The sequence below is a fragment of the Antarcticirhabdus aurantiaca genome, assembly GCF_009765365.1.
Taxonomy (GTDB): domain Bacteria; phylum Pseudomonadota; class Alphaproteobacteria; order Rhizobiales; family Rhizobiaceae; genus Antarcticirhabdus; species Antarcticirhabdus aurantiaca.
Window position 1 is genome coordinate 98,678 of record NZ_VTOM01000017.1, and the last position, 24,610, is coordinate 123,287.

At 66.6% G+C, this 24,610-nt stretch carries 28 protein-coding genes; 19 read left to right on the forward strand and 9 right to left on the reverse strand.

The genetic code is table 11. The annotated features are described in order from the left end of the window. Positions 1–5 precede the first annotated feature (5 nt). The gene (locus tag FZN60_RS19370) at positions 6–545 is read left to right on the forward strand and encodes a GNAT family N-acetyltransferase (RefSeq protein WP_158875151.1); all 540 of its coding nucleotides are present in this window, start codon (positions 6–8) and stop codon (positions 543–545) included. 45 nt (positions 546–590) lie between these two features. After that, positions 591–1,346, forward strand: coding sequence for a sulfite exporter TauE/SafE family protein (locus FZN60_RS19375; protein WP_158875152.1), 756 nt, complete (start codon positions 591–593; stop codon positions 1,344–1,346). A gap of 109 nt (positions 1,347–1,455) precedes the next feature. Here the strand turns inward: FZN60_RS19375 and FZN60_RS19380 are convergent, their stop codons facing one another. From FZN60_RS19380 to FZN60_RS19410, 7 genes are all read right to left on the reverse strand, one after another. After that, a complete protein-coding gene (locus FZN60_RS19380; protein WP_158875214.1) occupies positions 1,456–1,665 on the reverse strand; it encodes a cold-shock protein in 210 nt (69 codons plus the stop codon). A gap of 214 nt (positions 1,666–1,879) precedes the next feature. After that, positions 1,880–2,584, reverse strand: a complete 705-nt coding sequence (gene trmD, locus FZN60_RS19385; protein WP_158875153.1) for a tRNA (guanosine(37)-N1)-methyltransferase TrmD — start codon at positions 2,582–2,584, stop codon at positions 1,880–1,882. Further along, positions 2,581–3,141, reverse strand: a complete 561-nt coding sequence (gene rimM, locus FZN60_RS19390; protein WP_158875154.1) for a ribosome maturation factor RimM — start codon at positions 3,139–3,141, stop codon at positions 2,581–2,583. Before rimM ends, trmD begins: the two co-directional genes overlap by 4 nt. Before the next feature lie 67 nt (positions 3,142–3,208). Then, entirely contained in the window at positions 3,209–4,612 is a 1,404-nt protein-coding gene (locus FZN60_RS19395) for a sensor domain-containing diguanylate cyclase (protein ID WP_246726992.1), read from the reverse strand. A 321-nt stretch (positions 4,613–4,933) separates the two neighbouring features. Next, a complete protein-coding gene (gene rpsP, locus FZN60_RS19400) occupies positions 4,934–5,311 on the reverse strand; it encodes a 30S ribosomal protein S16 (protein WP_158875155.1) in 378 nt (125 codons plus the stop codon). A gap of 110 nt (positions 5,312–5,421) precedes the next feature. Beyond that, entirely contained in the window at positions 5,422–7,002 is a 1,581-nt protein-coding gene (gene ffh / locus FZN60_RS19405) for a signal recognition particle protein (RefSeq protein ID WP_158875156.1), read from the reverse strand. 257 nt (positions 7,003–7,259) lie between these two features. After that, positions 7,260–7,727, reverse strand: coding sequence for a GFA family protein (locus FZN60_RS19410; protein WP_158875157.1), 468 nt, complete (start codon positions 7,725–7,727; stop codon positions 7,260–7,262). 240 nt (positions 7,728–7,967) lie between these two features. Here FZN60_RS19410 and FZN60_RS19415 point away from each other — a divergent pair, with 240 nt between their 5' ends. The 9 genes from FZN60_RS19415 (at position 7,968) to FZN60_RS19455 (ending at position 14,607) form a co-directional block, all read left to right on the forward strand. Next, positions 7,968–8,111: a DUF1127 domain-containing protein gene (locus tag FZN60_RS19415; RefSeq protein WP_158875158.1), complete on the forward strand. Its 144-nt coding sequence runs from the start codon at positions 7,968–7,970 to the stop codon at positions 8,109–8,111. A 298-nt stretch (positions 8,112–8,409) separates the two neighbouring features. Continuing rightward, complete coding sequence (locus FZN60_RS19420) at positions 8,410–9,624, forward strand: tyrosine-type recombinase/integrase (protein WP_158875159.1); 1,215 nt, start codon at positions 8,410–8,412, stop codon at positions 9,622–9,624. A gap of 13 nt (positions 9,625–9,637) precedes the next feature. Then, on the forward strand, positions 9,638–10,468 hold the full coding sequence (locus tag FZN60_RS19425; RefSeq protein WP_210253425.1) for a hypothetical protein: 831 nt from the start codon (positions 9,638–9,640) through the stop codon (positions 10,466–10,468). 67 nt (positions 10,469–10,535) lie between these two features. Further along, the gene (locus FZN60_RS19430) at positions 10,536–10,742 is read left to right on the forward strand and encodes a helix-turn-helix domain-containing protein (RefSeq protein WP_158875161.1); all 207 of its coding nucleotides are present in this window, start codon (positions 10,536–10,538) and stop codon (positions 10,740–10,742) included. Between the two features lie 211 nt (positions 10,743–10,953). Next, positions 10,954–11,379 carry a hypothetical protein gene (locus FZN60_RS19435; protein ID WP_158875162.1) on the forward strand — a complete coding sequence of 142 codons (426 nt, stop codon included), beginning with the start codon at positions 10,954–10,956 and terminating at the stop codon, positions 11,377–11,379. Beyond that, complete coding sequence (locus tag FZN60_RS19440) at positions 11,379–11,687, forward strand: hypothetical protein (protein ID WP_158875163.1); 309 nt, start codon at positions 11,379–11,381, stop codon at positions 11,685–11,687. The genes FZN60_RS19435 and FZN60_RS19440 overlap by 1 nt, the downstream gene beginning before the upstream one ends. Positions 11,688–12,361: 674 nt before the next feature. Then, positions 12,362–13,879 (forward strand): YfjI family protein, encoded by a 1,518-nt coding sequence (locus tag FZN60_RS19445; protein ID WP_158875216.1) that lies wholly within the window; start codon positions 12,362–12,364, stop codon positions 13,877–13,879. Positions 13,880–13,882: 3 nt separating this feature from the next. Next, positions 13,883–14,326 (forward strand): hypothetical protein, encoded by a 444-nt coding sequence (locus FZN60_RS19450; RefSeq protein WP_158875164.1) that lies wholly within the window; start codon positions 13,883–13,885, stop codon positions 14,324–14,326. Beyond that, positions 14,326–14,607, forward strand: a complete 282-nt coding sequence (locus FZN60_RS19455) for a hypothetical protein (protein ID WP_158875165.1) — start codon at positions 14,326–14,328, stop codon at positions 14,605–14,607. The genes FZN60_RS19450 and FZN60_RS19455 overlap by 1 nt, the downstream gene beginning before the upstream one ends. Before the next feature lie 24 nt (positions 14,608–14,631). Here FZN60_RS19455 and FZN60_RS19460 read toward each other — a convergent pair whose 3' ends face one another. Continuing rightward, on the reverse strand, positions 14,632–16,791 hold the full coding sequence (locus tag FZN60_RS19460) for a KAP family P-loop NTPase fold protein (protein WP_158875166.1): 2,160 nt from the start codon (positions 16,789–16,791) through the stop codon (positions 14,632–14,634). Between the two features lie 190 nt (positions 16,792–16,981). On the opposite strand from FZN60_RS19460, the gene FZN60_RS19465 reads away from it, so the two are divergent. From FZN60_RS19465 to FZN60_RS19475, 3 genes are read left to right on the forward strand one after another with little or no spacing between them, the layout of a single operon-like run. Next, positions 16,982–17,206 carry a hypothetical protein gene (locus FZN60_RS19465; RefSeq protein ID WP_158875167.1) on the forward strand — a complete coding sequence of 75 codons (225 nt, stop codon included), beginning with the start codon at positions 16,982–16,984 and terminating at the stop codon, positions 17,204–17,206. Next, positions 17,206–20,166, forward strand: coding sequence for a D-alanyl-D-alanine carboxypeptidase family protein (locus FZN60_RS19470; protein ID WP_158875168.1), 2,961 nt, complete (start codon positions 17,206–17,208; stop codon positions 20,164–20,166). Before FZN60_RS19465 ends, FZN60_RS19470 begins: the two co-directional genes overlap by 1 nt. Beyond that, positions 20,156–21,751, forward strand: a complete 1,596-nt coding sequence (locus FZN60_RS19475; RefSeq protein WP_158875169.1) for a hypothetical protein — start codon at positions 20,156–20,158, stop codon at positions 21,749–21,751. Before FZN60_RS19470 ends, FZN60_RS19475 begins: the two co-directional genes overlap by 11 nt. Here the strand turns inward: FZN60_RS19475 and FZN60_RS19480 are convergent. Further along, entirely contained in the window at positions 21,748–21,948 is a 201-nt protein-coding gene (locus FZN60_RS19480; protein ID WP_158875170.1) for a hypothetical protein, read from the reverse strand. The genes FZN60_RS19475 and FZN60_RS19480 overlap by 4 nt on opposite strands. Positions 21,949–22,050: 102 nt before the next feature. Between FZN60_RS19480 and FZN60_RS19485 the strand changes: the two genes are divergently transcribed. The 5 genes from FZN60_RS19485 (at position 22,051) to FZN60_RS19505 (ending at position 24,428) form a co-directional block, all read left to right on the forward strand. Further along, positions 22,051–22,410 carry a hypothetical protein gene (locus tag FZN60_RS19485; RefSeq protein WP_158875171.1) on the forward strand — a complete coding sequence of 120 codons (360 nt, stop codon included), beginning with the start codon at positions 22,051–22,053 and terminating at the stop codon, positions 22,408–22,410. Positions 22,411–22,422: 12 nt separating this feature from the next. Further along, complete coding sequence (locus FZN60_RS19490; protein ID WP_158875172.1) at positions 22,423–22,683, forward strand: hypothetical protein; 261 nt, start codon at positions 22,423–22,425, stop codon at positions 22,681–22,683. Beyond that, positions 22,683–22,928, forward strand: a complete 246-nt coding sequence (locus tag FZN60_RS19495; RefSeq protein WP_158875173.1) for a hypothetical protein — start codon at positions 22,683–22,685, stop codon at positions 22,926–22,928. Before FZN60_RS19490 ends, FZN60_RS19495 begins: the two co-directional genes overlap by 1 nt. A 106-nt stretch (positions 22,929–23,034) precedes the next feature. Beyond that, positions 23,035–23,400 carry a hypothetical protein gene (locus tag FZN60_RS19500; RefSeq protein WP_210253426.1) on the forward strand — a complete coding sequence of 122 codons (366 nt, stop codon included), beginning with the start codon at positions 23,035–23,037 and terminating at the stop codon, positions 23,398–23,400. Positions 23,401–24,068: 668 nt separating this feature from the next. Next, the gene (locus FZN60_RS19505; RefSeq protein WP_210253427.1) at positions 24,069–24,428 is read left to right on the forward strand and encodes a hypothetical protein; all 360 of its coding nucleotides are present in this window, start codon (positions 24,069–24,071) and stop codon (positions 24,426–24,428) included. The last annotated feature ends 182 nt before the right edge of the window (positions 24,429–24,610 follow it).

The following is a 24,610-nucleotide window of genomic DNA, read 5'->3' on the forward strand; positions in this document are numbered from 1 at the left end:
CCGACATGATCGAGACCGAACGCCTGCTTCTGCGCGCACCTATCCCCGAGGACTTCGAGCCGATCGCTGCCATGTCGGCGGACGCCGCCGTGTCGCGCTTCGTCGGCGGCAGGCCGGCGACGCGGGAGGAGAGCTGGCATCGGCTCCTGCGCCATGCCGGGCACTGGACGCTTTTCGGCTACGGGCTGTTCTCGGTGGTCGAGAAGGCGACGGGAAACTTCGCCGGCTATGCCGGTCTCGCCTTCTTCGAGCGCGGCTTCGGCCCGCGCTTCGACGGCGACCCGGAGGCCGCCTGGGCCTTCGCACCGGCCGCGCAGAACAAAGGGTTCGCGACGGAAGCGGCGCACGCGGCCCACGCGGCGCTCGACGCACGGCTCGGGCCCCGCCGCACGGTCTGCATCATCGATCCGGAGAACGCCGCCTCCCTCAACGTCGCCGCCAAGCTCGGCTACGTCCGGTTCGGAGAGGTCTTCTATCGCGACAAGACGGTGTGGATGCTGGAACGTGTCCCGGCGGCCTTGCGGACGGCCCCCGCCGCGCCATAAGCGTCTCGTCCCACCGCCGATGTCTTCTTCCCTCCCGGATCCGCCATGACGCTCGCCATCGCCCTCCTTCTGTTCGCGTCGGGCTTCCTGTCCGGCGCGGTGAACGCCGTCGCGGGGGGCGGCACCTTTCTGACCTTCGGCGCCCTGACGGTCGCGGGGCTGCCGCCGATCACCGCCAACGCCACCTCCTCCGTCGCGCAGATCCCCGGCTACATCACCTCGGCCCTGTCCTATTGGAGCGACGTGCGGCGCATCTGGCGCGGCATTCTCCTCCTCGCCCTCGCCTCGGCCCTCGGCTCGATCCTCGGCGCCATGCTGCTCCTCGCGCTCGACAATGAGGACTTCGCCGCACTCGTGCCCTGGCTCCTCCTCGGGGCGACGGCCATGTTCGCGGCCGGCCCCTGGCTGAAGCCGCGCCGGCCCCACGCGAGCGACGCGGCGACGGGGCGCGGCATCGCCGGCCCGCTCGTCCAGTTCGTCACCTCGATCTATGGCGGCTTCTTCGGCGCGGGCATGGGCATCATGATGCTCGCGACCCTTGGCCTGACGGAGAGCGGCGAGTACCACCGGCTGAACGCGATCAAGAACGCGCTCTCCATCGTCATCGCCTTCGTGGCGATCGGCATCTTCGTCAGCGGCGGCGTGGTCGCCTGGATCCACGCGCTCGTCATGGTGCCGGCGGTGGCGCTCGGCGGCTATGCCGGCGTCTGGGCGGCGCGGCGCGTGCCGACGATCGCCGTGCGCAGCTTCGTCGTGACGGTCGGCCTGGCGCTCGCGGCCTACTACTTCGTCAAGGGCTGACGGTTCGGGAAAACGCGAAGGCCCCGCGTCCTCGGCGAAAAGGACGCGGGGCCTGGAAATTCAGTCGTCGCCCGCGCGGGGCGGCGAGGATGCGCGGGGCGATCCGGCCTCAGAGGGCCTTGATGTTGTCCGCGGCCATTTTGCCGGTGCGGCGGTCGGCGATGAGATCGAAGGAGACCTTCTGGCCTTCCTCGAGACCCGTCAGGCCCGAGCGCTGAACGGCGCTGATGTGAACGAAGGCGTCCTTGCCGCCATCGCTGGGCTCGATGAAGCCGAAGCCCTTGGTTGCGTCAAACCACTTCACGGTTCCCGTCGACATGGGATACCCTTTTCTACCGAGTGTCATCGACGACCAAGAGCGGTCGTCGCGGATCATCGACCGCTTAATGAAAGATAAACGGGCAACATGCCGGCAAAATCGGCAATGGGCCACAAGTATCCAGCTGCGCGTCGACGCATACTATATGCCTTCGACCCGAGCGGCCGGCAAGCCCCGGCGGAGTTGTTCGGAAAAACATTCTAGGGCGTCCGAATCAATCCTTTAGAGAGATTCCACAGTTCTGCCAAAGATCGGGGCGACGTTGCTGGGTCAACCGCTCCGCTTCTGTCCGGCGCCAGCGCGCGACTACGCCGTGATCGCCCGATTGCAGCACCGGCGGGATCGCCCGGCCCTCCCATTCCGTCGGCCGCGTATAGTGCGGATGCTCCAGGAGCCCGTCCTCGAAGCTTTCCGTCTCGCCCGACTGGGCGTTGCCCATGACGCCCGGAAGCAGCCGAACCACCGCGTCGAGGAGGACGAGCGCCGCCATCTCGCCGCCGGACAGGATGTAGTCGCCGATCGAGACCTCCTCGAGCCCCCGCCCCTCGATCACCCGCTCGTCGACCCCCTCGAAGCGTCCGCACAGGATCAGGGCGCCCGGCCCTTGGGCGAGCGCGCGCACGCGCTTCTGCGTCAAGGGCGTCCCCCGCGGGCTCATCAGGAGGCGCGGACGCGGATCGCCCGCCGGCGCGGCGGCGTCGATCGCGGATCCCAGGACGTCGGCGCGCATGACCATGCCCGCGCCACCGCCCGCCGGCGTATCGTCCACCGTGCGGTGCCGGCCGAGCCCGTGCTCGCGGATGTTCAGCGCCTCCAGGCTCCAGTCGCCCCGCGCCAGCGCCCGGCCCGCCAGCGAGGTGCCGAGGGGACCGGGAAACATCTCGGGATAGAGCGTGAGGACGCTGGCGCGAAAGCTCACGGCGCCCCCGGCCCCGCGGCGCCGTCCTCCCCCTCCTCCGGCTCGGCGTCGACGAGGCCGGCGGCGACCGGCTCGACGCGCATGAGGCCGGCCTCGGCGTCGATCTCGGGAACCGCGGCCTCGGAGAAGGGGATCATGACGCTCGTGCCGCTCTTCGGCTGGATCTCGATCACGTCGCCCGCGCCGAAGTCGTGGACGGCGACGACCGTGCCGACGGCCTCGCCGGCGATCGTCTCGACGGCGAGGCCGACGAGGTCCTCGACGTAGAACTCGTCGCTTTCCTCGGGTGCCGGCAGGACGTCGCGCTCGACGAAGAGCTCGGTGCCGTTCAGCGCCTCGGCGGCGTTGCGGTCGGCGATCTCCTTGAAGCGCACGACCACGACGTTCTTCTGCCGCCGCGCCGAGGCGACCGTGAAGCGCCGCCCGTCGGTCGCGCTCAAGGGACCGTAGGCGCCGAGATCCTCCGGATCGTCCGTGAAGGACTGGACGCGGACCTCTCCCTTGATCCCGTGCGCGCCGCCGACGATTCCGAGAAGGACGGGGTTCTGAAGCTTCATTCTGGCCTTGCCGCGGTTTCGGGCGGTTGCCCGGGTCCCGGCCATTTGCCCCGAACCGCCGCAGCTTTCAACGCCTGCGGTCGATCCCGGCGGCGTTGTAGAAGGCGCGCTTCTCCTCGTACATGCGCTCGTCGGCCCGGCGCACGGCGTCCTCCAGCCGCTCGCCAGGCTTGGACGTGGCCGCGCCGAAGGAGAAGGACAGGCGCTCGCCGCCGTAGAACTGGTTGTTCATCTCGACGTAGTGCTGCAGCGCCCCGATCATCGCGGCGCCGTCTTCGGCCTCGCTCCCCGGCATCAGGACGGCGAACTCGTCGCCGCCGATCCGGGCCGCGTGGTTCGGGCGCCGGACGCCCTCGGTGAAGACCTCGCCCGCGCGCCGCAGCAACGCGTCGCCCGCCGCATGGCCCATCGAATCGTTGGCGCTCTTCAAACCGTTGAGGTCGGCGATGATCACGGTCACCGGCTGGACGCGCTTGCGCTCCAGGCGGTTCATCTCGTCGACGAAGAAGGAGCGGTTGTAGAGGCGCGTCAGCGTGTCGTGCTTGCCGAGATATTCGAGATAGGCCTCGGCCTTCTTGCGCGCCGTGATGTCGGTCAGCGCCACCTGGACGAGGTCCCAATGCGCCTCGTGGCCGGGCAGCACCGAGAACTGCATGTGGACGTGCAGCTCCTCGCCGTCGAGCGCGTAGTTCACCACCTCGCGCACGTGGAACAGCTTGTCGTTCCAGAGGTCGACGAGCTGCTCGCGGAAGAAGCCTTCCATCGAACCGCGGAAGACGTCGTCGAGTCGGTGCAGGAGCGTGCGCTTGTCGCGCGCCCGGAAGAGCTCCAGCGTGTGGCGATTGACGTCGAGGACGCGGATCTCGCTCATGCAGCGGCGCACGAACTCGGGATGAACGTCCGTGAAGGTGCGAAAATCGGTGACCCCGCCGGCGCGCACTTCGGCGAGGAGGTCCTTGACCGCCGAGAAGTCCTCGACCCAGAGCGACACCGGCGAGTGCTCGAAGAGCCCCTGCGCGTAGGCATCGCTTTCCAGCGCGCGCCGGCGCGCGGCCTCGCGTGCGGTCACGTCCTCCGTCGAGATCAGCATCAGCCGCAGGTCGCGCTCGTGTCCCGGCAGCGCCCGCCCCTTGACCTGGACGTCGAGGCGCCGCCCGTCGAGGGCGTAGTTGGCCGCGAGCGAGCAGAACTCGCAGCCGCCCTCGAAGAGCTGGACGAGTTCGTCGACGTGCGAGCGCAGCATGTCGCCGCGGAACACGGCGGACAGGTTGTCGACGAGGTGGTCGAGGTCGCGCGCGGCCAGAAGCGCCAGCGCGCGGTCGTTGACCGCGAGGATCCGGATGGCGCGCGAGGAGGCCTCGGCGCGCAGGGGATCGGCATCGAGAAAGGCGCGGACGTCGGACACGCCGGCCTCGCGCCAGTCCTCCAGGAGGGCGCGGACCCCGCTCCAGTCCTCCAGCCAGAGCGGCACGGGCGCTTCGCGGAAGGCGGCCTCGGAGGCGACCCTCGGCGCGTCGGCGGCGCCGGCCGCGTGGAGCGCGGCGCTCCCCTCGGCGAGGGCGACGTTCGGAAGGGCATCGCGGCGCGGGATGGACACGGAGGAGCTCGCTCGTCGTCTCAGGTCGTCGGAACCATGGGAAGACGTAGCCAGCGGACGGTCAAGCGCGGGTTAACGAGCCGTTGCCGGATTACCTCGAAAACATCAGCCGCGAAACGAAAAACCCCGCCGGAGGGGCGGGGTTCTCTCGGAATCGTCGGTCGGGATCAAGCGCCGGCTGCCCGGCGCCCGGCCTCACTCCGAAGCGGCAGCGGCCTTCTCGGCGGCGGCCTTGGCGTCTTCTTCCTTCTGGCGGCGCTCGGCGGCGCGCTCCTGGGCCTTCTTGCCCGGCTCGGCCTTTGTCGGGTTCGAGCGCGCGTCGCGCTTGGCAAGGCCGGCCTGGTCGAGGAAGCGCAGGACGCGGTCGGTCGGCTGGGCGCCCTGGCCGAGCCAGTGCTTGATGCGCTCCTCGTTCAGCGACACGCGGGTCGCGTCCTTCGGCAGCATCGGGTTCCAGGAGCCGAGCTGCTCGATGAAGCGGCCGTCGCGGGGCGAGCGGGCGTCGGCGACGACGATGTGGTAGTAGGGGCGCTTCTTCGAGCCGGCACGGGCAAGGCGCATCTTCAGGGACATGAGGGTCTTCCTTCGGTCTGGCGGCGTCTTGGGACCTTGAGGCCCGACGCCGGTTCTTGTGGTTCTGGTCTGGTTCTTGGTCTTCGCTCGCCGGGCTCCCGCGGGGAGCCTCAGCGCTTCTTTCCGCCGGGCAGGCCCGGCAATCCGGGGAAGCCGCCGGGCGCGCCGGGACCTCCGAGCCCCGGGGGCAGGCCGGGCGGCAGGCCGCCGGGCGCGTTCTGGCCCAGCGCCTTGGCCATGGCTTCGAGCTGCTTGGGGTCCATCTTGGACAGGTCCGGCATGCCGCCCATGCCGCCCATTCCCTTGGCGAGGCCGCCGAGGCCGCCGGGCATGCCGCCCCCACCGCCGCCGGTGAGCGCGCCCATCAGCTTGCCCATCATGCCGGCGCCCTTGCCCTTGCCGACGGCCTTCATCATGTCCGCCATCTGGCGGTGCATCTTGAGGAGCTTGTTGATGTCGGCGGCATCCGTGCCCGAGCCGGCCGCGATACGCTTCTTGCGCGAATGCTTGAGGAGGTCGGGATTCGCCCGCTCGTCGCGCGTCATCGAGGAGATGATGGCGAGCTGGCGCTTGAGGAGCTTGTCGTCGAGGCCGGCGGCCGCGACCTGATCCTTCATGCGCGCCATGCCCGGCAGCATGCCCATCAGGCCGCCCATGCCGCCCATGCGCTGCATTTGCTGGAGCTGCTCGGCGAGGTCGTTCAGGTCAAACTTCCCCGACTGCATCTTCTTGGCCATCGCCGCGGCCTTTTCCGCGTCGATGGTCTCGGCGGCGCGCTCGACGAGGGAGACGATGTCGCCCATGCCGAGGATGCGGTCGGCGATGCGGCCAGGATGGAAGTCCTCGAGCGCATCCATCTTCTCGCCGACGCCGATCAGCTTGATCGGCTTGCCGGTGACGGCGCGCATGGAGAGCGCGGCACCCCCGCGCCCGTCGCCATCGACGCGGGTCAGCACGATGCCGGTGACGCCGACGCGACTATCGAAGGAGCGGGCGAGGTTCACCGCATCCTGGCCGGTGAGGCTGTCGGCGACGAGCAGAATCTCGTGCGGGCGGGAGGCGACCTTGATGTCGGCCATCTCCACCATCAACGGCTCGTCGATGTGGGTGCGTCCGGCCGTGTCGAGGATGAGGACGTCGTAGCCACCGAGGCGTGCGGCCTGGGCAGCCCGGTTGGCGATCTCGACCGGACCCTGCCCCGCGATGATCGGCAGCGTCGCGACGCCCGTCTGCTCGCCGAGGATGCGCAGCTGATCCTGCGCGGCCGGGCGCCGCGTGTCGAGCGAGGCCATCAGCACCTTCTTGCGCTGACGCTCGGTGAGGCGCTTGGCGATCTTGGCCGACGTCGTCGTCTTGCCCGAACCCTGGAGGCCGACCATCATGATGGTGACGGGCGCGGGCGCGTTGAGGTCGATCGGAACCTGATCCGAGCCGAGCATGGAGACGAGCTCGTCGTGGACGAGCTTGACCACCATCTGGCCGGGCTTGATGGACTTCAGGATCTCGGCGCCGACGGCCTTGGCGCGCACGGCCTCGGTGAAGTCGCGCACGACCTCCAACGAGACGTCGGCTTCCAGGAGCGCGCGGCGCACCTCGCGCAGCGCCGCACCGACATCCTTGTCGGACAAAGCGCCGCGGCCGGTGAGGCCGTTCAGGATGGACCCGAGGCGGTCCTGGAGGGAATCGAACATCGAACGGTCCTTGACTATTCCCACGTCGCGGGAAGGGTTGCCGCCCCCGACGTGGTGCCGCGCGTCCCGAAGCGCAAACCCATCCGCCAAGCGGAACGGCACCCGCGGGCGACACTCGCCGGCGGATGTTGGCCTCCATGCGGCTCGGGATTTCCGAGGGACATGGTCGGCGGGTCACGGGTTCGAAGACGCGTGGATCAGGCGGGGCTAAAGCACGGGTCGGGCGGGAAAGTCAAATTCGGGACCGCCCGCCCCCTCTAGCGCGGCCGCGCGCCCTCCCGCGCGAAGGCCTCGATGAAGGCGGGGAACTCCTCCATCGGGGGCCAACGCTCGAAGCTGTGGGGCGCCGGGGTGAGCGCCCAGGGCAGGGCTTCGGCGGTTTGGGTCTCCACGAAGGGGACCACCCAGGTGGCGTCGTCGAGGAGGGTCGCGCGGATGTTGACGAAGTCGCCGAGACCGTCGGGCCGCGTGAAGACCCAGCTCTTGCAGTGGTCGCAGAAGAAATGCCGGTGGGCGCCGTGGAGGCCGCCGATCACCGGCTCTCCCGACGTCACCGAAAAGCCGGCCTCGGGAACGGCGACCGAGAGCGAGAAGGCGCTGCCGGTCATCTGCTGGCAGCCGCGGCAGTGGCAGGCCATGGTCAGGAGCGGCGGCGCCTCGACGCGGAAGCGCAAGCGTCCGCAGCGACACCCGCCCGCCCAGGGCAGCGTCCAGTCCTCGGCCATGTCCCCTCCCCGCCCGTCGATCGCGCACGAGCCATGGTGCGTCCGACCCGCGCGGGACGCAACGCCGATGCCGACTTTTCCTAACGTCCCGTGAAGAAGCTGGCGCCTCGGCACGGCAAGGCAGCCATGCGAGTTTTGCGCTCCTCATCGCGAGGTCCGGCGCATATATTCCGAGCGTCAGAAAAAAGAACCCGACGAGATGAGGGCGGCCCGATCGGGGCGCCCGAAAGGATAGATCCCATGAACATCGCACGCTCCTTCCAGTCCTGGCGCCGCTACCGCGAGACGGTTGGCGAGCTGAACCGGCTGACCCAGCGCGAGCTCGCCGACCTCGGCATGAGCCGCGCCGACATCCCGGCCATCGCCCGCCGCGCGGCGCGCTGAGACCCCTCATTCCGCGGGCGCTCATCCTCCCAAGGGCGCCCCGCGACGGCCCGCGGCATCCTCCTCCCGCCGAAGGCCACATCACGACGCCCGCCGGTCCTCCCCCGGCGGGCGTCGTCGTTTTCGGGCGCCGGTCGCGTCAGGCGGCGGCCCAGAGGAGGCCGCGGCTTCATGTTCGCGGCTGTCTCTCGACGTCGCTAGGCCGTAGCTGCAAAGGCGCTTCGCCAAGCTCTTCCCTCTCCCATTGTCTCTCAGTGTCCGCTATCATCCCCACTTTGAAGTGGGATGGAGAGTGGGGATGGCGCCCCGGACCCTGCACAAGCTGAGCGACACCACGGTACGGTCGGACAAGCTGAAGCCTGGCCGGCACTCCGATGGCGGCGGGCTCTATCTCGCCGTCTCTCCCACCTCCACGAAGTCCTGGGTGTTCATGTGGGTGCGCGACGGTAAGCGCCGGGAGATGGGGCTTGGTCCCTACCCGACGATTGGCTTGGCAAAGGCCCGGAAGCTTGCAGCCGATTGCCGGGATGCCGTTGCTCATGGACGTGACCCGATCAGTGAGCGTGACCGGCAGGAGGAGCCGACCTTCGGTGAGGCGGCCGAAGCCGTATATGCCTCCATGAATGCCTCGTGGCGAAGCGAGCGGCAGCGTGAGCAATGGCGTCGGTTTATGAGTGTCGAGACAGCACCCATCCGCGATAAGCGGGTCTCGGCGATTAGCACCGATGATGTGCTGAAGGTGCTTACCCCATTGTGGCAGGCAAAGCCCGAGACCGCCTCACGCATGCGGGTGCGCCTGGAAGCGGTCCTGAATTACGCAAAAGCCAAAGGCTGGCGTTCGGGCGAGAACCCGGCCATGTGGCGCGGGCATCTAAAGAACATACTGCCGGCCCGGAGCCGGATCGGCCAGCGGCACCATGCGGCAATACCCTACGACAAGATCCCGGCCTTGATGCCCCGCCTTCGCAAGGACAGCAGCATAGGCGCTAGACTTCTAGAGCTCACAATCCTGACGGCGGCGCGGTCGGGGGAGGCTCGCCTCTCTACATGGCCGGAGATCGACCTAGAGCGCGAAATTTGGGTCATACCTGCCTCGCGCATGAAGTCCGGCCGAGAACATCGTGTCCCTTTGCCTCGTCGAGCAGTCGAACTATTGCGCGAACTGCACGAGCTGCGCACCAGCGAGTTCGTCTTCCCAGGCCTGAGACCGGCCAAGCCCGTATCCGACACTGTAATGCAGCGCTTGCTGAAGAGGCTCGGCGAAGATGTGACCGTTCATGGCTTCCGCTCTGCCTTCCGCGACTGGTGCGGCGAGGAGACGAGCTTCCCGCGCGAAGTTGCGGAGCAGGCGCTCGCTCATGCAGTCGGCGACGCCGTGGAGCGGGCCTATCGCCGCGGCGATGCGCTGGAGAAGCGCCGCGCCCTCATGGAAGCATGGTCCACCTACCTGTCTCAACCGGCGGGCAGTAACGTCGCAACGCTTCGGAGGCGGCTCGCCGCGGAACGGACGTAGAACATATACTCAGATGGCGCGGGGCCGGCCGGCCAGCCGTCGCATTCCTTCACCGCCGGAATGCTTGCCCCGCGTCGCCACTCAGGCGGTCGGCGGTGCAGTTTTGAAGTTCCCGTACAGCTACGAGGCTATGGGCCAAATACTGGAAATTGTTCGCGGGGCCGGAGGGACCGTTTCCAACGATTATTTCCCGCAGTTGGACGAAGGTGGCGGTCGAGAAGCTTTTCGGCGCGCCAGGATAAAGCGGATGGCGCTTTGGCGTTACCTATCCATTCTATTCACGTTGCGCGACCGTCACGACGATCTACGCAACGAGACGGCGACGCAAGATCGATGCGAGAGCTTGCGACGAACTGCGAAGCTCTCATCCCGGCTAGCTGAAATGCTTGAAAGCGACGCTCACTTGAGAGCGGCCTTGATGCGCCAGCTTGACGAAGACGAGAACGCCGATCCTTTGGCTGAGTTCATCCGCCTTCTTCCGAGAATAAACAAAGCCGCCACTGATGAGGCAGATCGAATAGAAGGCAGCAATACGCATCTAAACGCTTTGATGCCGCCGATTAAGCCTCCCCCAAAAAGCAACTCTCGCTACGCTGCGACGAAGGATGCCGAGTTCTTTCGTGGGCTTCGGAGTGCATTTAAGAAGTTCTTCGACCAGGAGCCGACGATTTTGCAGGATGCAGATGATGCCGGCGAGCCCTATGGTCCGTTCGTCGCGTTCGTCATGGCGGTGAAGAGAGCCGCAGGGGAGCCGATCACGGCAAGTGCGGTGAAGCAGGCGGATTACCGTTCGTCTGAAAGGAAAAGGGACAGCCTCAAGAAAACTGACGATCCTGTCCCTTAGTCGGGACCTATCGTTTCGGCCAACCTCCTCTGCGTCGCCAAGACACGGCGAGACACAGAGGAAGATCATGAACGCCACCCCCTTCAACCGAGGCGCCCTTAGCGTAGACGAGTTCTGCGCCTGGGCTTCGATCGGCCGTGCGAAATTCTACCGTGAGGTATCGGCCGGCCGTCTCTCCGTCCGCAAGATTGGTCGCAAGACCGTGGTCCTCATGACCGACGCGCAGGAGTGGCTTGCCGCCCTCCCCGTCCTCGGCAGCGCGGAGGCCGCGTAAGCACCATGCCCATGCACAGTGAAGCCGGCGGCGCTGCGGGGCGCCACCGGGCTTCGGAAGTCGTTCTGTCCAGGAACGTCTCTGAAGTAATCCACCACCCCGAATTTGTCCAGCAAACCACGTTCATCTCGTCGCGATTTGCTGTCAGTGAAAACGTCGCGCGCGTCCTCGCCGAGGCGCACTTTGGCGGCCTTCATTCGAGGGCGAGCCGATGAAACAGCTCGCACCCATCGCCACCAAGCTGGGGAAGCTCATCCCCATGCTGTCGTCCGACAAGGACGGAGAAGTTGTCGCTGCCGCGAGGGCGATCGGGCGCGCGTTGAATGGTGCCGGTCTCGACTATCACGTCCTCGCCGCCGCCGTGACGACGCCGCCCGTGCCGGTCTACCCGACGTTCAAGCCGGCCGCCCCGGCGCGCCCTTACCCAAAATCCGCTGCGGGGTCTCACGACCCCGCACGGCTCCAGCATCTTGCCCATGCACTCTTCTGCGAGAGCCTGATCCACCGACTGCGGGCGAACGAAGCCGACTTCATCACCTCCATGATCGAGCGGCTGAGCGCCGGCCGATCGGCCACCGAGAAGCAGGCCGCCTGGCTCGACGCGATCTATCGCCGCCTTACCGGACGGGGGCGCTGATGTTCGGCCGTATCGACTTCGATGCGGTGAACGACGCCGCCTTGTCCTCCCTGCCGGCCTTACTCAGCCGGTGGCTGCCGGACGGCCGACGCTTCGGCCACGAGTGGGTGGCTCGCAACCCGACACGAGCCGACCGCCGGGCCGGCTCCTTCCGCATCAACCTGAACACCGGCCGCTGGTCGGACTTCGCGACCGGCGATGCCGGCGGAGATCCGGTGAGCCTGGCCGCCTACCTCCACAATCTGTCCCAAGCCGATGCCGCCCGCCGTCTGGCCGAGATGCTGGGCATCGAGGAGACCACCCGATGAACGCCGCCGATCCTTTCTCCCCCCTTCGTGCCGACGAGAAGAGCGCCAGCCGCGGTGGCGCCGACAGCGTCAATCCGTGGGTGCCGATCCTGCCTGTGCCGAGCGACGCCCCAGAGCTGACGAAGGGCGTCCTCAGCGCCTTCGCGCCGGCCGGCTACAGCTTCACCAACGGCTGGCGCTATCGCGACGAGCGCGGCAGGCTTCTCGGCTGCGTGGTACGCTTCGACCGCCCGGCCAACGGCATGCCTGCCGACAAGCAGGTGTTGCCTCTCACCTTCTGCGAAGGGCCCAACAGCCGGCGTGAATGGCGCCTGAAAGGCTTCCCCGAGAAGCGCCCCCTTTACCACCTCGATGCTCTCGCGGAGCACCCTGAGGCTCCCGTGCTCGTGGTAGAGGGCGAGAAGGCGGCAGACGCCGCCGTGAAGCTCTTCCCCTCGCACGTCGTTGTTACGAGCCCCGGCGGATCGAAGGTCGCTCATAAGGCTGACTGGACGCCGATCGCCGGCCGCTCCGTCACTGTATGGCCCGACAACGACGTACCGGGCACCGAGTACGCGAAGGCAGTCGTCGCTGCCTGCGAAGCGGCCGGGGCTCGCGAAGTCCGCATCGCCGAGCTGCCGACGAGCCTGCCGGAGAAGTGGGACCTCGCCGATCCCTTGCCGGACGGCGTGAGCATGGAGATGCTGCGCCAGATCCTGGAAGGCGCACCCTGCGCGTCCTCGTGGCCGGCTCCGATGCCGATCACGACGAACCTGCCGCCCGTCGTGCCCTTCTCCGGCGACCTCCTACCGGGTGCCCTCCAGGGCTACGTCATGGACGTTGCTGAGCGCCAGCAGTCGGCGCCCGACTTCGCTGCCGTCGCCACCCTTTGCGGCCTCGCTGCCATCGTCGGCAATAAGGTCCGCATCCGCCCCAAGCAGAACGACGACTGGACGGTGGTGCCGAACCTCTGGGGCGCGATCGTCGGCCGCCCGTCGGCGATGAAGAGCCCGGCCATGCAGTCGGCTCTGGCGCCGCTCTACAGCCTCCAGGACGAGTTGCGGAAGGAGTGGCAGGCAGAGTGCCGCGACATCGCCGCGGACAGCGCGCTCGCCAACCTCGACGCTAAGGAGGCCAAGAAGCAGGCGGCCAAGGCGCTGAAGGGCGGCGACCGCGACGAGGCCCGACGCCTCATCATGGATACCACAGGCGATGACCCCGAACTGCCTCCGTGCCCACGCCTGATCGTCAACGACGCCACCGTGGAGAAGCTGGGCGAGCTGTTGAACGAGAACCCCAACGGCTTGCTCCTCGTGCGCGACGAGCTGCCCGGCTTCCTGTCGCGGCTGGAGAGCGAGGACCACCAGAGCGACCGCGCCTTCTATCTGGAGAGCTTCAACGGCGACGGCTCCTTCACCTACGATCGTATTCAGCGCGGCACGGTGCACATCGAGAACTGCACCATGTCGATCATCGGCGGCGTGCAGCCGAGCCGCATCGCGCCGATCGTGCGCGGTGCCGTGTCGGGCGCCAGCAATGACGGGCTGATCCAGCGCCTTCAGCTGGCCGTCTGGCCCGACGACCGCCCGGACTGGAAGTGGGTCGACCGCCGGCCGAACGCCATGGACCGCGGCATGTTCGAAGCGGCCTTCCGCCGCCTCCACGACATGGAGCGAAAGGAGGATGGTGAGCCGCTGGTGCTGCGCTTCTCGCCCGAGGCGCAGACCATGTTCCGCGAGTGGATGGAGGAGATCCAGGCCGAGGCGCGGGGCGGCAAGCTGTCCTCGACGCTGGAGAGCCACATCCTGAAGATGCCGAAGACGGTGGCGAGCCTCGCCCTCATCTTCGAGCTGATCGACAGCCAGGACGTGCCGCAGAGTGTCGGCCAGGAAGCCACAGCCCGCGCGCTTGATTGGGCCGATTATCTCCGCAGCCACGCCGGCCGGCTCTACGCCGCCGGGCAGACGATGGTGGAGGAAGGGGCGCGCCTCATCGCCGAGCGTCGTGGTCAGCTTCCTGATCCGTTCACAGCCCGCGACGTGCATAAGAAGGACTGGAGCGGCCTCACAGATCGAGACGCAGTTGCCTCCGCCATCGAGATCCTGATCGGCACCCACCATTGCCGCGAGGTGGCGGCCAAGGCGGACACGAACGTCCGGGGTCGACCGACCACCTCCTACACCTGGAACCCAGCGCTCAAGGTGGAGGGCTGATCCATGGGGCGGTGGCTGGCGAAGCTGCGATACGCAGAAAAAAACACGGAAACGGCCCTACAGGGCACCGACAAAACCCCCAAAAACCCCAACGCGCCATTTTTGGGGGTTTTGGGGGCTCCCGATCCTAGCGTTTCTGCAATTTTCTCTGAAGCTCACGACGACCTCGCGATGGAGGCCGAGGAGCGCGCCGCAACTCTCGAATACGATGCCGGGCTTCCTCGCATGGAGGCGGAGCGGCTGGCGGTCGGTCGGCCGCCCACGCCCGGCATCACTGTTCGCTCGCCGGCCGTCGAGCTGCCGCCGGCCGAATACGATCGGCACCTGGACGCGCTGATCGCAGCGGCCGGCGCTGGCACGCCGGAAGGGTCGCGGCTCGCCTACGCCAAGTGCAAGGGCTGGGTCGTGCCGCGCGGCGACGAGACCGTGTTCACGAGGGGACGCTGATGAGTTCGCATCCTCGACTTCTCGTGCCCCCGGAGGAAGGGGCAACTCTGAAGGCGGCGGCACGCCGGTTCAAGCTGTCGGTCGACACGATCCGCCGCCTCTATCGCGCCCACGGCATCGGTCGGCAGTCGAGCCCACGCGCACCGATCATCGTATCGCTGCCGGCGCTGATGATGATCCAGCACGCCGATGTCGAAGCGTTGATGCTTCTGCGCGAAGGGAGACGTGACCATCCGGCCGTACAACGTTACCTCCAAATCATCGGAGCGCATATCACTTGATGAGACCACGTGCCGCCGCAACCTCTAAAAGCGACTATTCAATCCAGACAGAAAGTGCTCGGCGATAGCATCACCGTCGCTGCCGGCCTCCACCATCTGCTCCGCCATGGCCTTCAATTTATCGATGTCGGCTAGCTTTGAAACGTTATCGCGGTCAACGGTGAATAAACGCCGTCTAACCATGTCGCCGGACGAATGAGATGTGCCTTCGCCGGCAAAGTTCTTCATCAGCCAAGCGCCGAAGCCGGACTCATCAAGGTTGCCCGCGATCCAGTCTTTGACTGAATTACCCCCACCGAAGTTCGACCATGCCCAGATCATAGGAAACGCGTCGGGAAAGCGCATTAGAGTGCCCTCAAACGCTTCCCGTTCAATGCGTGAAACTAGTTTCCGCTCCAGCTCGATTACCGCATCTAGTGACAAGCTTGGTTCGCGTTCTGTCTGCGCTTCTTTGGTGCCAATGCGCCCATGCTCGTCGCTCATCCGGCTCACAATGTAGGTGGCGAATACGAGCGACGGCCCTTCGATTGCCTCAGCAAGCAATGATGCGTGGACTTGTGGTGATAGCTTCGCGAGTATGGGGCTAATAGCGAACCCAACGGCCCATCGCACTGGGAGATCCTCGGGTGTCCGCGACCCATCAATTGGATTGAAAAACAGATCAGCCGCAGCGAGTAGTGCGCGAGCCGTCTTTTCGGCCTCGTTTAGAGGAACATCGTCCGCTTGAGCGATCAATGTGTTGAGGAGCACGCTTCCTCTAGTGCCGCCGGCACGACGGAGGTGGTCAACGTATCGTTGCACCACTTTACGAGTGCCCTCCGGATTGTCGAAGCTCGCCTTCAGCTCGTCAATCTCTTGTACCGAAATCACGCCATCTCCCAACCCCAGATTGAAGTATACCTGAAACCGGTTTCTAGATGAGACCCGTCGCTCGCGCTCGGCCTTCTGCCAGTCTTCCCCATGCCATGTATTTGCAAAAATGGCATCGAGGCGCGGGAAAATATAAGGCAACGCTCGCTTGAGACGGCTATGGCGGCTCTCATGAACCAGCGAGAGAAGCTCCTGTCCGAAGGCATCACGGCTCTCACGACGGCCATACTGATGCTCTACTCCAGTCAGATCATCCGGACGGTCGCGTATGAAGGTGTAGAGCCCTGGCTCGAATAGGCGCAAGGTCTCGATCGCAACAAAATCGGCAACGTCGACCTCGCCGCTTACAGCCGGCCACGCCATAGCGATCGCATTTGCAAGCCTTCCTACGTCCCGAGGGGTGCGGAGGTATGGTGCAATCACGCCATGGAAGATGTTGCCCCAACGCACGAAATCTACATTCGGCTGATCATCAACAATCGCGCTCAAGCGCTGGGTAAATAACCTATTCAGATCCGTCTGCGCGACAGGCGGCAAGTCGAAAGACGCCTGTACGATCTTTTCAAGCCACTCGGGGGCATTAGGATCTGACGGACGTTCTAAGGCACGGATTGCTATTTCACGGTCGAAAACGAGCAGGTAGGTGACACGCGGCAAATCTGCGACTGACTTAACTAGTCGGAAAATTTGACGAACCTCATCGGCTACGAGGCGGTCGACATCATCGATGATAACAACGATGTTGCGCGTTTCACAGCGTAGCGCCTCAGCGAGATCATTCCGGACTTCCTCAAGGCTGCGCTCATCCGGAATTTCTTCGCCTGCCGCTTTGATCGCTTCGGCAATTGGTTGAGCCAGTGCGCCAGCAGGCGTCCACGAAAGCGCCGCTGAGAGAATATCAGTTGCCCCAGTTACCTTCTTTGCGATCAGTCGCAAGCCATCGCGAACGCCCGCCGACAATTTCTTTCCAATTGTGGCGTTCACTTCGCTAAAGAATGCCCGCGTCAAATCCTTTTGCTCCGAGAACCACCAAGGATTGAAGCGCACAATGATCGTTCGATCGTTCTCGTCGAATTTGGCTTCGCGTCTTGTAAGTGCGTCAACTACCATGTTGACTGCTGATGTCTTGCCGCTGCCCCATTTTCCATGGACTGCAATCACCAGACCATCTTCTCCGGCGCGGGAGGCGAGGCCGGCGGCGATAGCTTCAGCGAAATCGCGATAACCTAGCTGGTCTTCCTCAAGCTTGGTCCGCGGTCGATCGGCTGTAACCTCGCTCGTCTGACCGGAGGCATTTTGCGACACTCTGCTCATGAAGGACGACTGCTCCAGCTTCTCTAATCGACCGCGGCATATCATACCAACTCGCGGCAACAACCATCAGCGTATGTCTCCGGCCTGTAAGGGAGCGGCAAGCGCCAATGGGTGCCCAGCCATGCCCATCCGCGCCTAATCCCCATCCTCGTGCGCGCGTGCTCCACTGCCTCCATCAACGGAGGCATTCATGGCTTCAGCTCAGCTCTTCCTGAACGGCGCCCGCGTCACGCGTGAGTTCCGCGACGCGCTCTTCGATCAGGCCAACCGCGCCGGCATCACCCCTAACGAGTTCGTCATCACCGCTGCCGCCGAGAAGCTGAAGCGCTCGGGCGCCGAGTTCCCCGGCATCTTTCATCGCGGCGATCTCGACATGGTCGGCATCGGCGCGGCCAGCGGTGCGAGGGCTGCCTGATGGCCGCCACTGCCGGAGCGCCCGGCTTCATCTTCGGCGGCAACACGGGCCTGTCCCACGCGGACCTCAAACGCCGCCGCGACGTGCTGGACGCGCTGATCGCTCGCCAGTCCGGCCAAGCGCCGCAGACCGTCGGCGAGGGCCTGAACGCTCTAGGGCAAGGCATCCTCAACGGCATCGAGGGGCGCATGCTCCGCCAGGAGGAGGAAAAGGCCGCCGGGGTCCAGGCGGGCCTCTGGAACGATCTCGCGACCGCTTCCGCATACACCCCAGCCGCGTCGAGCTACGGCACGTCGGCATCCTCGACGCCAGCCGGTTCCACCTCGACCAGCTCGGCCCCGATTGTGCCGACTGGCGACATCGAGACGAGCTTCCTCGGCGAGGTCGGAACGACGCTGAAGAACCCCTATGGCCTCGCCGCAGTCGCCGCGACGGGCCGCGCCGAGAGCGGCTACGACCCCAAGAACGCCTTCGGCTCGTGGTCTGACCCGAGCGAGAGCGGGCAGGCCGGCACCGCGGGCGGCGTCATGTCCTGGCGAGCTGAACGCCTCGACGCGCTGCGCAAGTTCGCTGGCGACAACGGCGACGACCCGAACCGTCCAAGCCCGCAGACACAGGCGCGGTTCTTCCTCCAGGAGGACCCGGCGCTCGTCGAGCGGCTGAACTCGGCCAAGAGTGTCGAGGAAGCGCAGAGTGCCATCAATGGCGCTTGGAAGTTCGCCGGGTACGATCGCCCCGGGGGTGAAGCCGATCGGCGCCTCGGCCTTGCTCGCGGCTACCTCTCGTCCTTCCAGGGCGGCGGCGATCGGCAGGGCGCGCAGGTCGCGAGCCTCGACCCGTCTGCGGGCATGGGCGCGACGGCTCCGGCGGCGGGTAATTTCGATTGGAGCCCCTACGCCACGGCCGGAGCGACGCGCGAGGACAGCTTCTCCGGCATGACGCCCGAGTTCCGCGGCGGCCTTCAGGCGCTCGTCCAGAACGCCCCGCCGGAACTCGGTCTTCAGATCGGCTCCGGCTACCGCTCGGTGGAGCGCCAGCAGGAGCTATGGGACGCTTCCGACAAGACGGGGCGCACCGTCGCCCGTCCTGGCCATTCGCAGCACAACCATGGCAACGCTGCGGACCTCTACGCAGGCGGGCAGCGCCTCGACAAGGCGAGCCCCGCAGCGCGCCAGTGGGTGCATGAGAACGCCGCTCGGTTCGGCCTATCGTTCCCGATGGATTACGAGCCATGGCACGTCGAGCTTGCCGGTGCCCGTGGGGGCAAAACTCAGGGTGCCCATAGTTCTGCCTCGGCCCCCGTTCAGGTCGCCAGCCTCGACCCCTCTGCCGGCATGGCGCAGACGAACCCACGGGCGAACGCCTCCGTCTCGACGGGTCAGATGACGGAGAGCACGACCATGCCGGCGGCTCGGTCTTCACGCGAGGCCCTGGAGCGTGCCACGGCACAAGTAGACGCCCTTGAGGCGGGATACGGCGCCATGGCCTACGCGCCTCAGCCCGCACGGCACGGCATCGAACTCGGCACCGGCATCGTGGATGTGCCGAACCCGGTTCAGGCGCGTGGCCCGACGCCCGTTCGCACGGTCGCCGCGACCCCTGTCGACGCGCAGCAGTACGACCTGCCGCCGATCCCGACCGCAGCCGACCGCAGCGCACTCGCCCCTGCCGATCCGTGGGCGGGCCTGCGTGAGGTGTCGCCCGACGCTGCCACCGGCCGCCAGCGGGTCGCGGAAGCCGTGCTCGCGAACGGCGGCACCATGACGGACGCGAGGAGCAACGCCTCGCCGGCCGTGCAGCAGGTGGCGCAGGCATACTCCGAGGCTCAGCAGCGCCAGAGCCAGCCCCAGCAGGATCCGCGCATCGCCGCCGCCACGCGGGTGCTGTCGAACCCGGCAGCACGGCCTGAGCAGCGGGAGCTTGCCGCGCGCATCCTTCAGGAGGCCAGCAAGCCCGTCCAGTACGACTACCACACAGCGCCGGACGGTTCGGTGCTCCGCTTCGATCCTCGCGGTGGTGCGCCTCAGGTCATGTATCAGGGGCAGCAGAAGCCGATCCAGATCAACGACCGCTTGGTGGACCCCGCCACGGGTCGCGTCATCGCCGACTACTCCGACCCTCAGAAGCCGCAGGAGACCTTCCAGACGCTCGGCCACGACGAGGCGCAGCAGCTCGGCCTGCCTCCAGGTGTCTACCAGCAGTCCTCGGACGGCGGGATCTCCAAGGTAGCCGACGCGCCCAAGCCTGGTGAAGCCGAGTGGCAGGAGCTTCCGAACGGGGACTACGGCTTCTTCGACCCTGTCACGCGCCAGTTCCAAAAGCTCGGTAGCGCGCCGAAGGGCGGCGAAGGCGGTGTCATCACCCTGCCGGACGGAACGCGCGTCGTCACCGGGGGCGCAGCCCTGACGGAGGGTCAGTCCAAGGACACGGTGTTCTCCACCCGAGCCAAGGGCGCGCTACCGATCCTGGACAAGCATGCCGCCGCGCTCACCGATCGCGTCGATCGGGCAGCGGAGTGGGCGCCTCTCGGGCTCGGGCGTGAATACCTCCAGAGCACGGACTTCCAGCTCGCCCAACAGGCCGGCGACGAGTTCTTGCAGGCGATCCTTCGCAAGGACACGGGCGCCGCCATCACAGAGCAGGAACAGATGCTCTACGGGCGCACCTATCTGCCGCAGCCTGGAGACGGTCCCGAGCTTCAGAAGCAGAAGCAGGAGGCTCGTCAGCGCGCCTTGAGAGCCATCGAGGCGGGCATGCCGCCGGCCGCCATGGTGGCGCAGGAACTGGCGCTGCGGGAGGAGGCTGCGCCGCCGGCCGGGGACGCCCCTGCCGCCGCTGCCGCCACGCCTGCGGCCATCTCGCTTCCGGACGATGTGACGGAGGAGGACATCCAACACACCATGCAGGTCCACGGGCTGACCCGGGACGAAGTGCTGAAGAGGCTGACCGATGCCCCGTGATCTCCTGGCGCCCAAGGCGGCGCCCCGCGCTCCCCGCGACCTCTTCGCCGCTCCTGCGGCATCCACCGCGGCTCCGTCCGGCTACCAGCAGCCGACCCCGCCGCCGGGCATGGAGTACGATCCTGCCACCGGCCGCATGATCGACACGGCGCAGTGGGATCTCGTCCTGGAGCGCCAACGGCCCGGCTTGCTCGAACGGGTGCCCGGCGCCGCCGCTCGCACGGGACGCGTCGCCGACGACTTCGTGCGCGGCGCGGCGGATCTCGCTAGCTTCGGTTTCGCCGACGAGATCGCGGCCGGCGCGGGCGCGGCGGTTGGGAACGGCACCTACGAGCGGAACCTGGTCGCCGAGCGCCAGCGCGACGCTGAGGGTGGTGCCGCACGCCTTGCCGGCCAGATCGGCGGCGCCGTTCTCATGCCGGGCATGGCTGCGCGTTCCGTGACGGGCGCTGCGGCGCAGGGAATGGGCCAGGGTGCGCTTTACGGGTATGGTTCGGGCGAGGGAAGCGCCGCCAACCGGGCGGTCAATGCTGGTGTCGGAGCTATCTCCGGCGCGGCCGTGGGCGGCGCCGTGCGAGGCGTGACCAACGCCATCGGCAACAGGATCGCCCGCGCCAGCATCCCGAACAACGAGGCGCTGCGCGAGGCCGCCGACCGCGCCTATCAGGTCGCCGACGAGGCAGGGATCGTCTACCGGCCCGACGCCATGATGCGGCTCGGCCTGAACGTACAGCGCGACCTCGTTGAGGCGGGATACCACCCGAGCCTCCAGCCCCGGATCGCGACCGTCCTCGACGAGGTCGACCGTCTCGGCCAGGGCAACGTCACGCTGAAGGGTGTCGACGTGCTCCGCCGCATGGCGAGCGCCGCCGGATCGAGCATCGACCGATCGGAGCGGGCGCTGGCGACCCGCATCATCGGCCGCATCGACGACATGGTGGATAGGACCAGCGCAGACGACGTGGTGATGGGCGATGTCGCGCGCGGGACCGTCGCTCTGCGGGACGCCCGGGACTACTGGAGCCGCCTGCGGAAGTCGGAGACGCTGGACGAGGCGGTGACGAAGGGCGAGCGCCGGGCGGCCTCCACGGGCACGGGCGGCAACGTCGACAACGCCGTCCGGCAGAACGTGCGCGGCATCCTAGAGCGTCCCGCAACATCTCGTGGCCTCACCGATGCCGAGCGGGCGGCCGGCGAGCGCGTCGTCCGCGGCACGAAGACCCAGAACGCCGCGCGCCTGGTCGGCAAGCTCTCGCCAGAGGGCAACGGCTTGATGCTCGCGCTCGGGGTCGGCGGCAGCCTCGCCCAACCCGGCTTCGGCGTGCCGGCGATGGTCGCGGGTGCGGTGGCGAAGCGGTTCGCCGATCGCGCCACCCCGGCCAACGTCCAGCGCATGAGCGAAACCATTCGGTCGGGCGGCCTGACCTCGCGGGAGATCGTCGCCCGGGCGCTGATGGGTGAAGGACCGCCTGAGGTCGTGCAGTCGGTTCAGGAACTCATGCAGCGGGACGCGCTGGTCCGCGCCTTGGGTGCTCGGGCAGCAAGCATTGGGGCCGATCGGGCGATGGATGCGGTGAGGCGCTAGGTGCCGCCCATGGCGATGTAGAACGAGACACCAAGGAAGCCGAAAACGCCAAGGAAGCCCCACAGGTAGACGCTTAGGTGCTCCTTCGCCTGCTCGCGTCGGCTGACCTGGACGCAGCACCAAACGAACGTGACCGTCAGGAGGTTGGCGCCGAGGACGGCGGCGAGGATGGTCCAGAAGAGAGTTTGCGAGGTCATAGGCTCAGGATCGGCCGGCGCAGGGATCAACGTCTCGGACTTTCGTCGTTCCGCCTGCCCGTGTCGACCCGACCTCAGGATTTGTTGTGAAAGGCAGTCAACATGACCAACGCTTCCGCTCCCTTCGTTCCCACCGCCGCCGATGTCGGCCGTGAGCTGGGCCGTTACGTTGAAGCGCCGTATGGCGGCACCTTCGATCCCGACATCTGCCGAGCCTTCGTGTTCGGCATGTTGCAAGCGCCGAGCCTGTCGCCTGCCGACGCGCTGGCGCTCGTCTCGTGGGCGTCGGTGCTCCTGCCGCACGCCATCGCGCAGATGCCCGACGACGAGGAGCCGACCGGCGGCCCGAAAGCCAACGTCTCGCAGGCTGCGGCTATGATGGCGCGCGCCGTCGCAGCCCTTGAGACCTCGACCGGCATCGCTGGCGAGGCCTTCATCGGCACGTTCAGCACCCGCAACTGAGGAGTAGACACGATGAGCACACTTCGTACCCGCCTGCGGCAGATCGAAAAGCGAGTGGAGGCCGAGAGCCGCGAGGGCCGGCTGATCGTGCTTCAGGACGGCGAGCCCGGCGACGACGCCATGGTTGCCTTTCTCAGCGCCCAGGGCATGGCCAGGACAAAGGCGGACCAAGTCGTTCATTTCCGCACGATCTATGAGAACCGTGACGGCAGCGACCAGCCTTGCGGCCCTATGCACCTCCTCGGCGTCACACCTCTTGCGAGCCGGTTCTGATGGCTGCCCTCGCGAGCCAGTTGGCGAAGCTGGAAAGGCGCTTCACCGCCGTCCAGCGCCCTCGTGGGCGCGTGTTCGAGTGCATCGTGCGGCGGGGCCACGAAGAGCCCGACCGTGCCGCTGCTTATGCCGCCCTCGGCTTCATGCCCGATGCTGATGACGTGGAGATCATGCGCGTGGTCGTCACGCCGGCCGGGCAGACGCCTTCCAGCATCGTGCCGCGGGCGCAGCTCTGGCCATACTGACTGAATAGAGGATCATCCGATGTCACAGCATGGAGGCGCGAGGGCCGGGGCGGGCCGAAAGCCGGGAGCTGCCACACGGCGCACATCCGACTTGGTGGCGAGCCTGATGGAGACCGGCAAGTCCCCTGTCGAGTATCTGGTCGACCTCTACCGCGACGAGAACGCGGACGCCAAGGATAGGGCATGGGCCGCCAACGCGGCGGCGCCGTACATGCACCCGCGCATAGCGCCGGCCGCATCGAAGGTGGTGCTGGATCTGCCGGACACCTCGACGCCCGCGGGAGTGAAGGAGGCGATCGGCGCAGTGATCAAGGCTGTTGCGGCAGGGGAGATCGCCCCCGCCGAGGGCCAGCATCTGGTGTCGATCATCGAGGCGCAGCGCAAGGCCATCGAGACGACGGACCTTGCCAGCCGCATGGAGGCGCTGGTTGAGGCGTTGGAGGCCAAGGAGGCGTCATCCGGGCGGCGGTGAGTTGATAGAAATCATACTCAGTCAAGGGGAGGTCATCCGCGCATAGCCGTGGCGGTGCTGTTCGTGGTGGGGATGATGTCGGCTGCTTGGTTGGCAACCGTTAGCTCTCCGTGACACGTGCCTAACCGCCACCTAAGCTGCTGGCGCGGGTCATGACGGCCCGAACCTCATGCCCCGCCGCGAGGCCCGTCACTCCTTCCGCGGAAGTGGCGGGCTTCGTCATTTCGGGCCGGCCGTCACAATCCGCTTATGATCGTTGACCCTATAGCCCGTCGCCGCGGCTCATCCGCAGCTTCGTCACGATCTAACTCCGCGTTCCAACCGCAGCACCACCATCGATGCTCCGTGGCCTCTCGTGGATAGGGATTGTCACTTCGCTGAAGATCCTGCCGATAGGCTTCTATACCCTCATGAACGACCATGCTCTGGTCGAGGCTTTCTACCATCAAGGCGCCCTCCATTCGCGTCAGATACGGATGTGGCCGTCGATCGGACGCATGTCGGGTCGCATCAGCACCACGCTCGCCCAGCAAAATCTCCGATGGGAGGCTTTGACGTCATGTCTGCTTGATCTGCCGTAGGGTGATCACCTACCGTTCAGGTGTAGTTCGATATGAGTCGCGCTCTACGCTGTGAGAAATGAGGGGGATCGGATGAGACATATAGCTTTGGGAGCAGTTCTTCTGCTCGCTTTGGCAGGTTGCACATCAACGGGGTCGAGCGGCTCTGACGCGGCTTCCGCTCCAGCTGCAGCAAGCGAGGATCGCTCGGCATTCGTTGGCAACTGGTCCGGCAGCCTGACGAGCGGCGATCCGATCACCGTCTCGGTGCCTGCTTCTGGCAATCCGAGCTACAGCTACAACGGCGACAGGGTTCCCGTGCGCTCGGCTCGCTTGTCCGGTGGGTCACTGGTGCTGACCGTTGGTTCCGGTGGCGGCACGGTCACGCTGACCCCGCAAGGTAAGCAGCTCGGCCTCGCTTATCGCTTCCGCGGCAACAGCGCTTCTGGCGTGCTCTCGCGCGCCTGATCTGGGTCCAAGCAGATTTGGCCCCGTCGCATCATCCCCGATGCGGCGGGGTTTTGTCGTCAGTCAGGTTCAGGCAAGTGCGCCATAGCAGCTTGTCACTGCGGGTGCCCTTTTGGGAATTCGCCACCCGCAAGCAGCCCGCTTCCTTCGCACGGGGAAGCGGGCTTTTCCGTTTTAGCCCT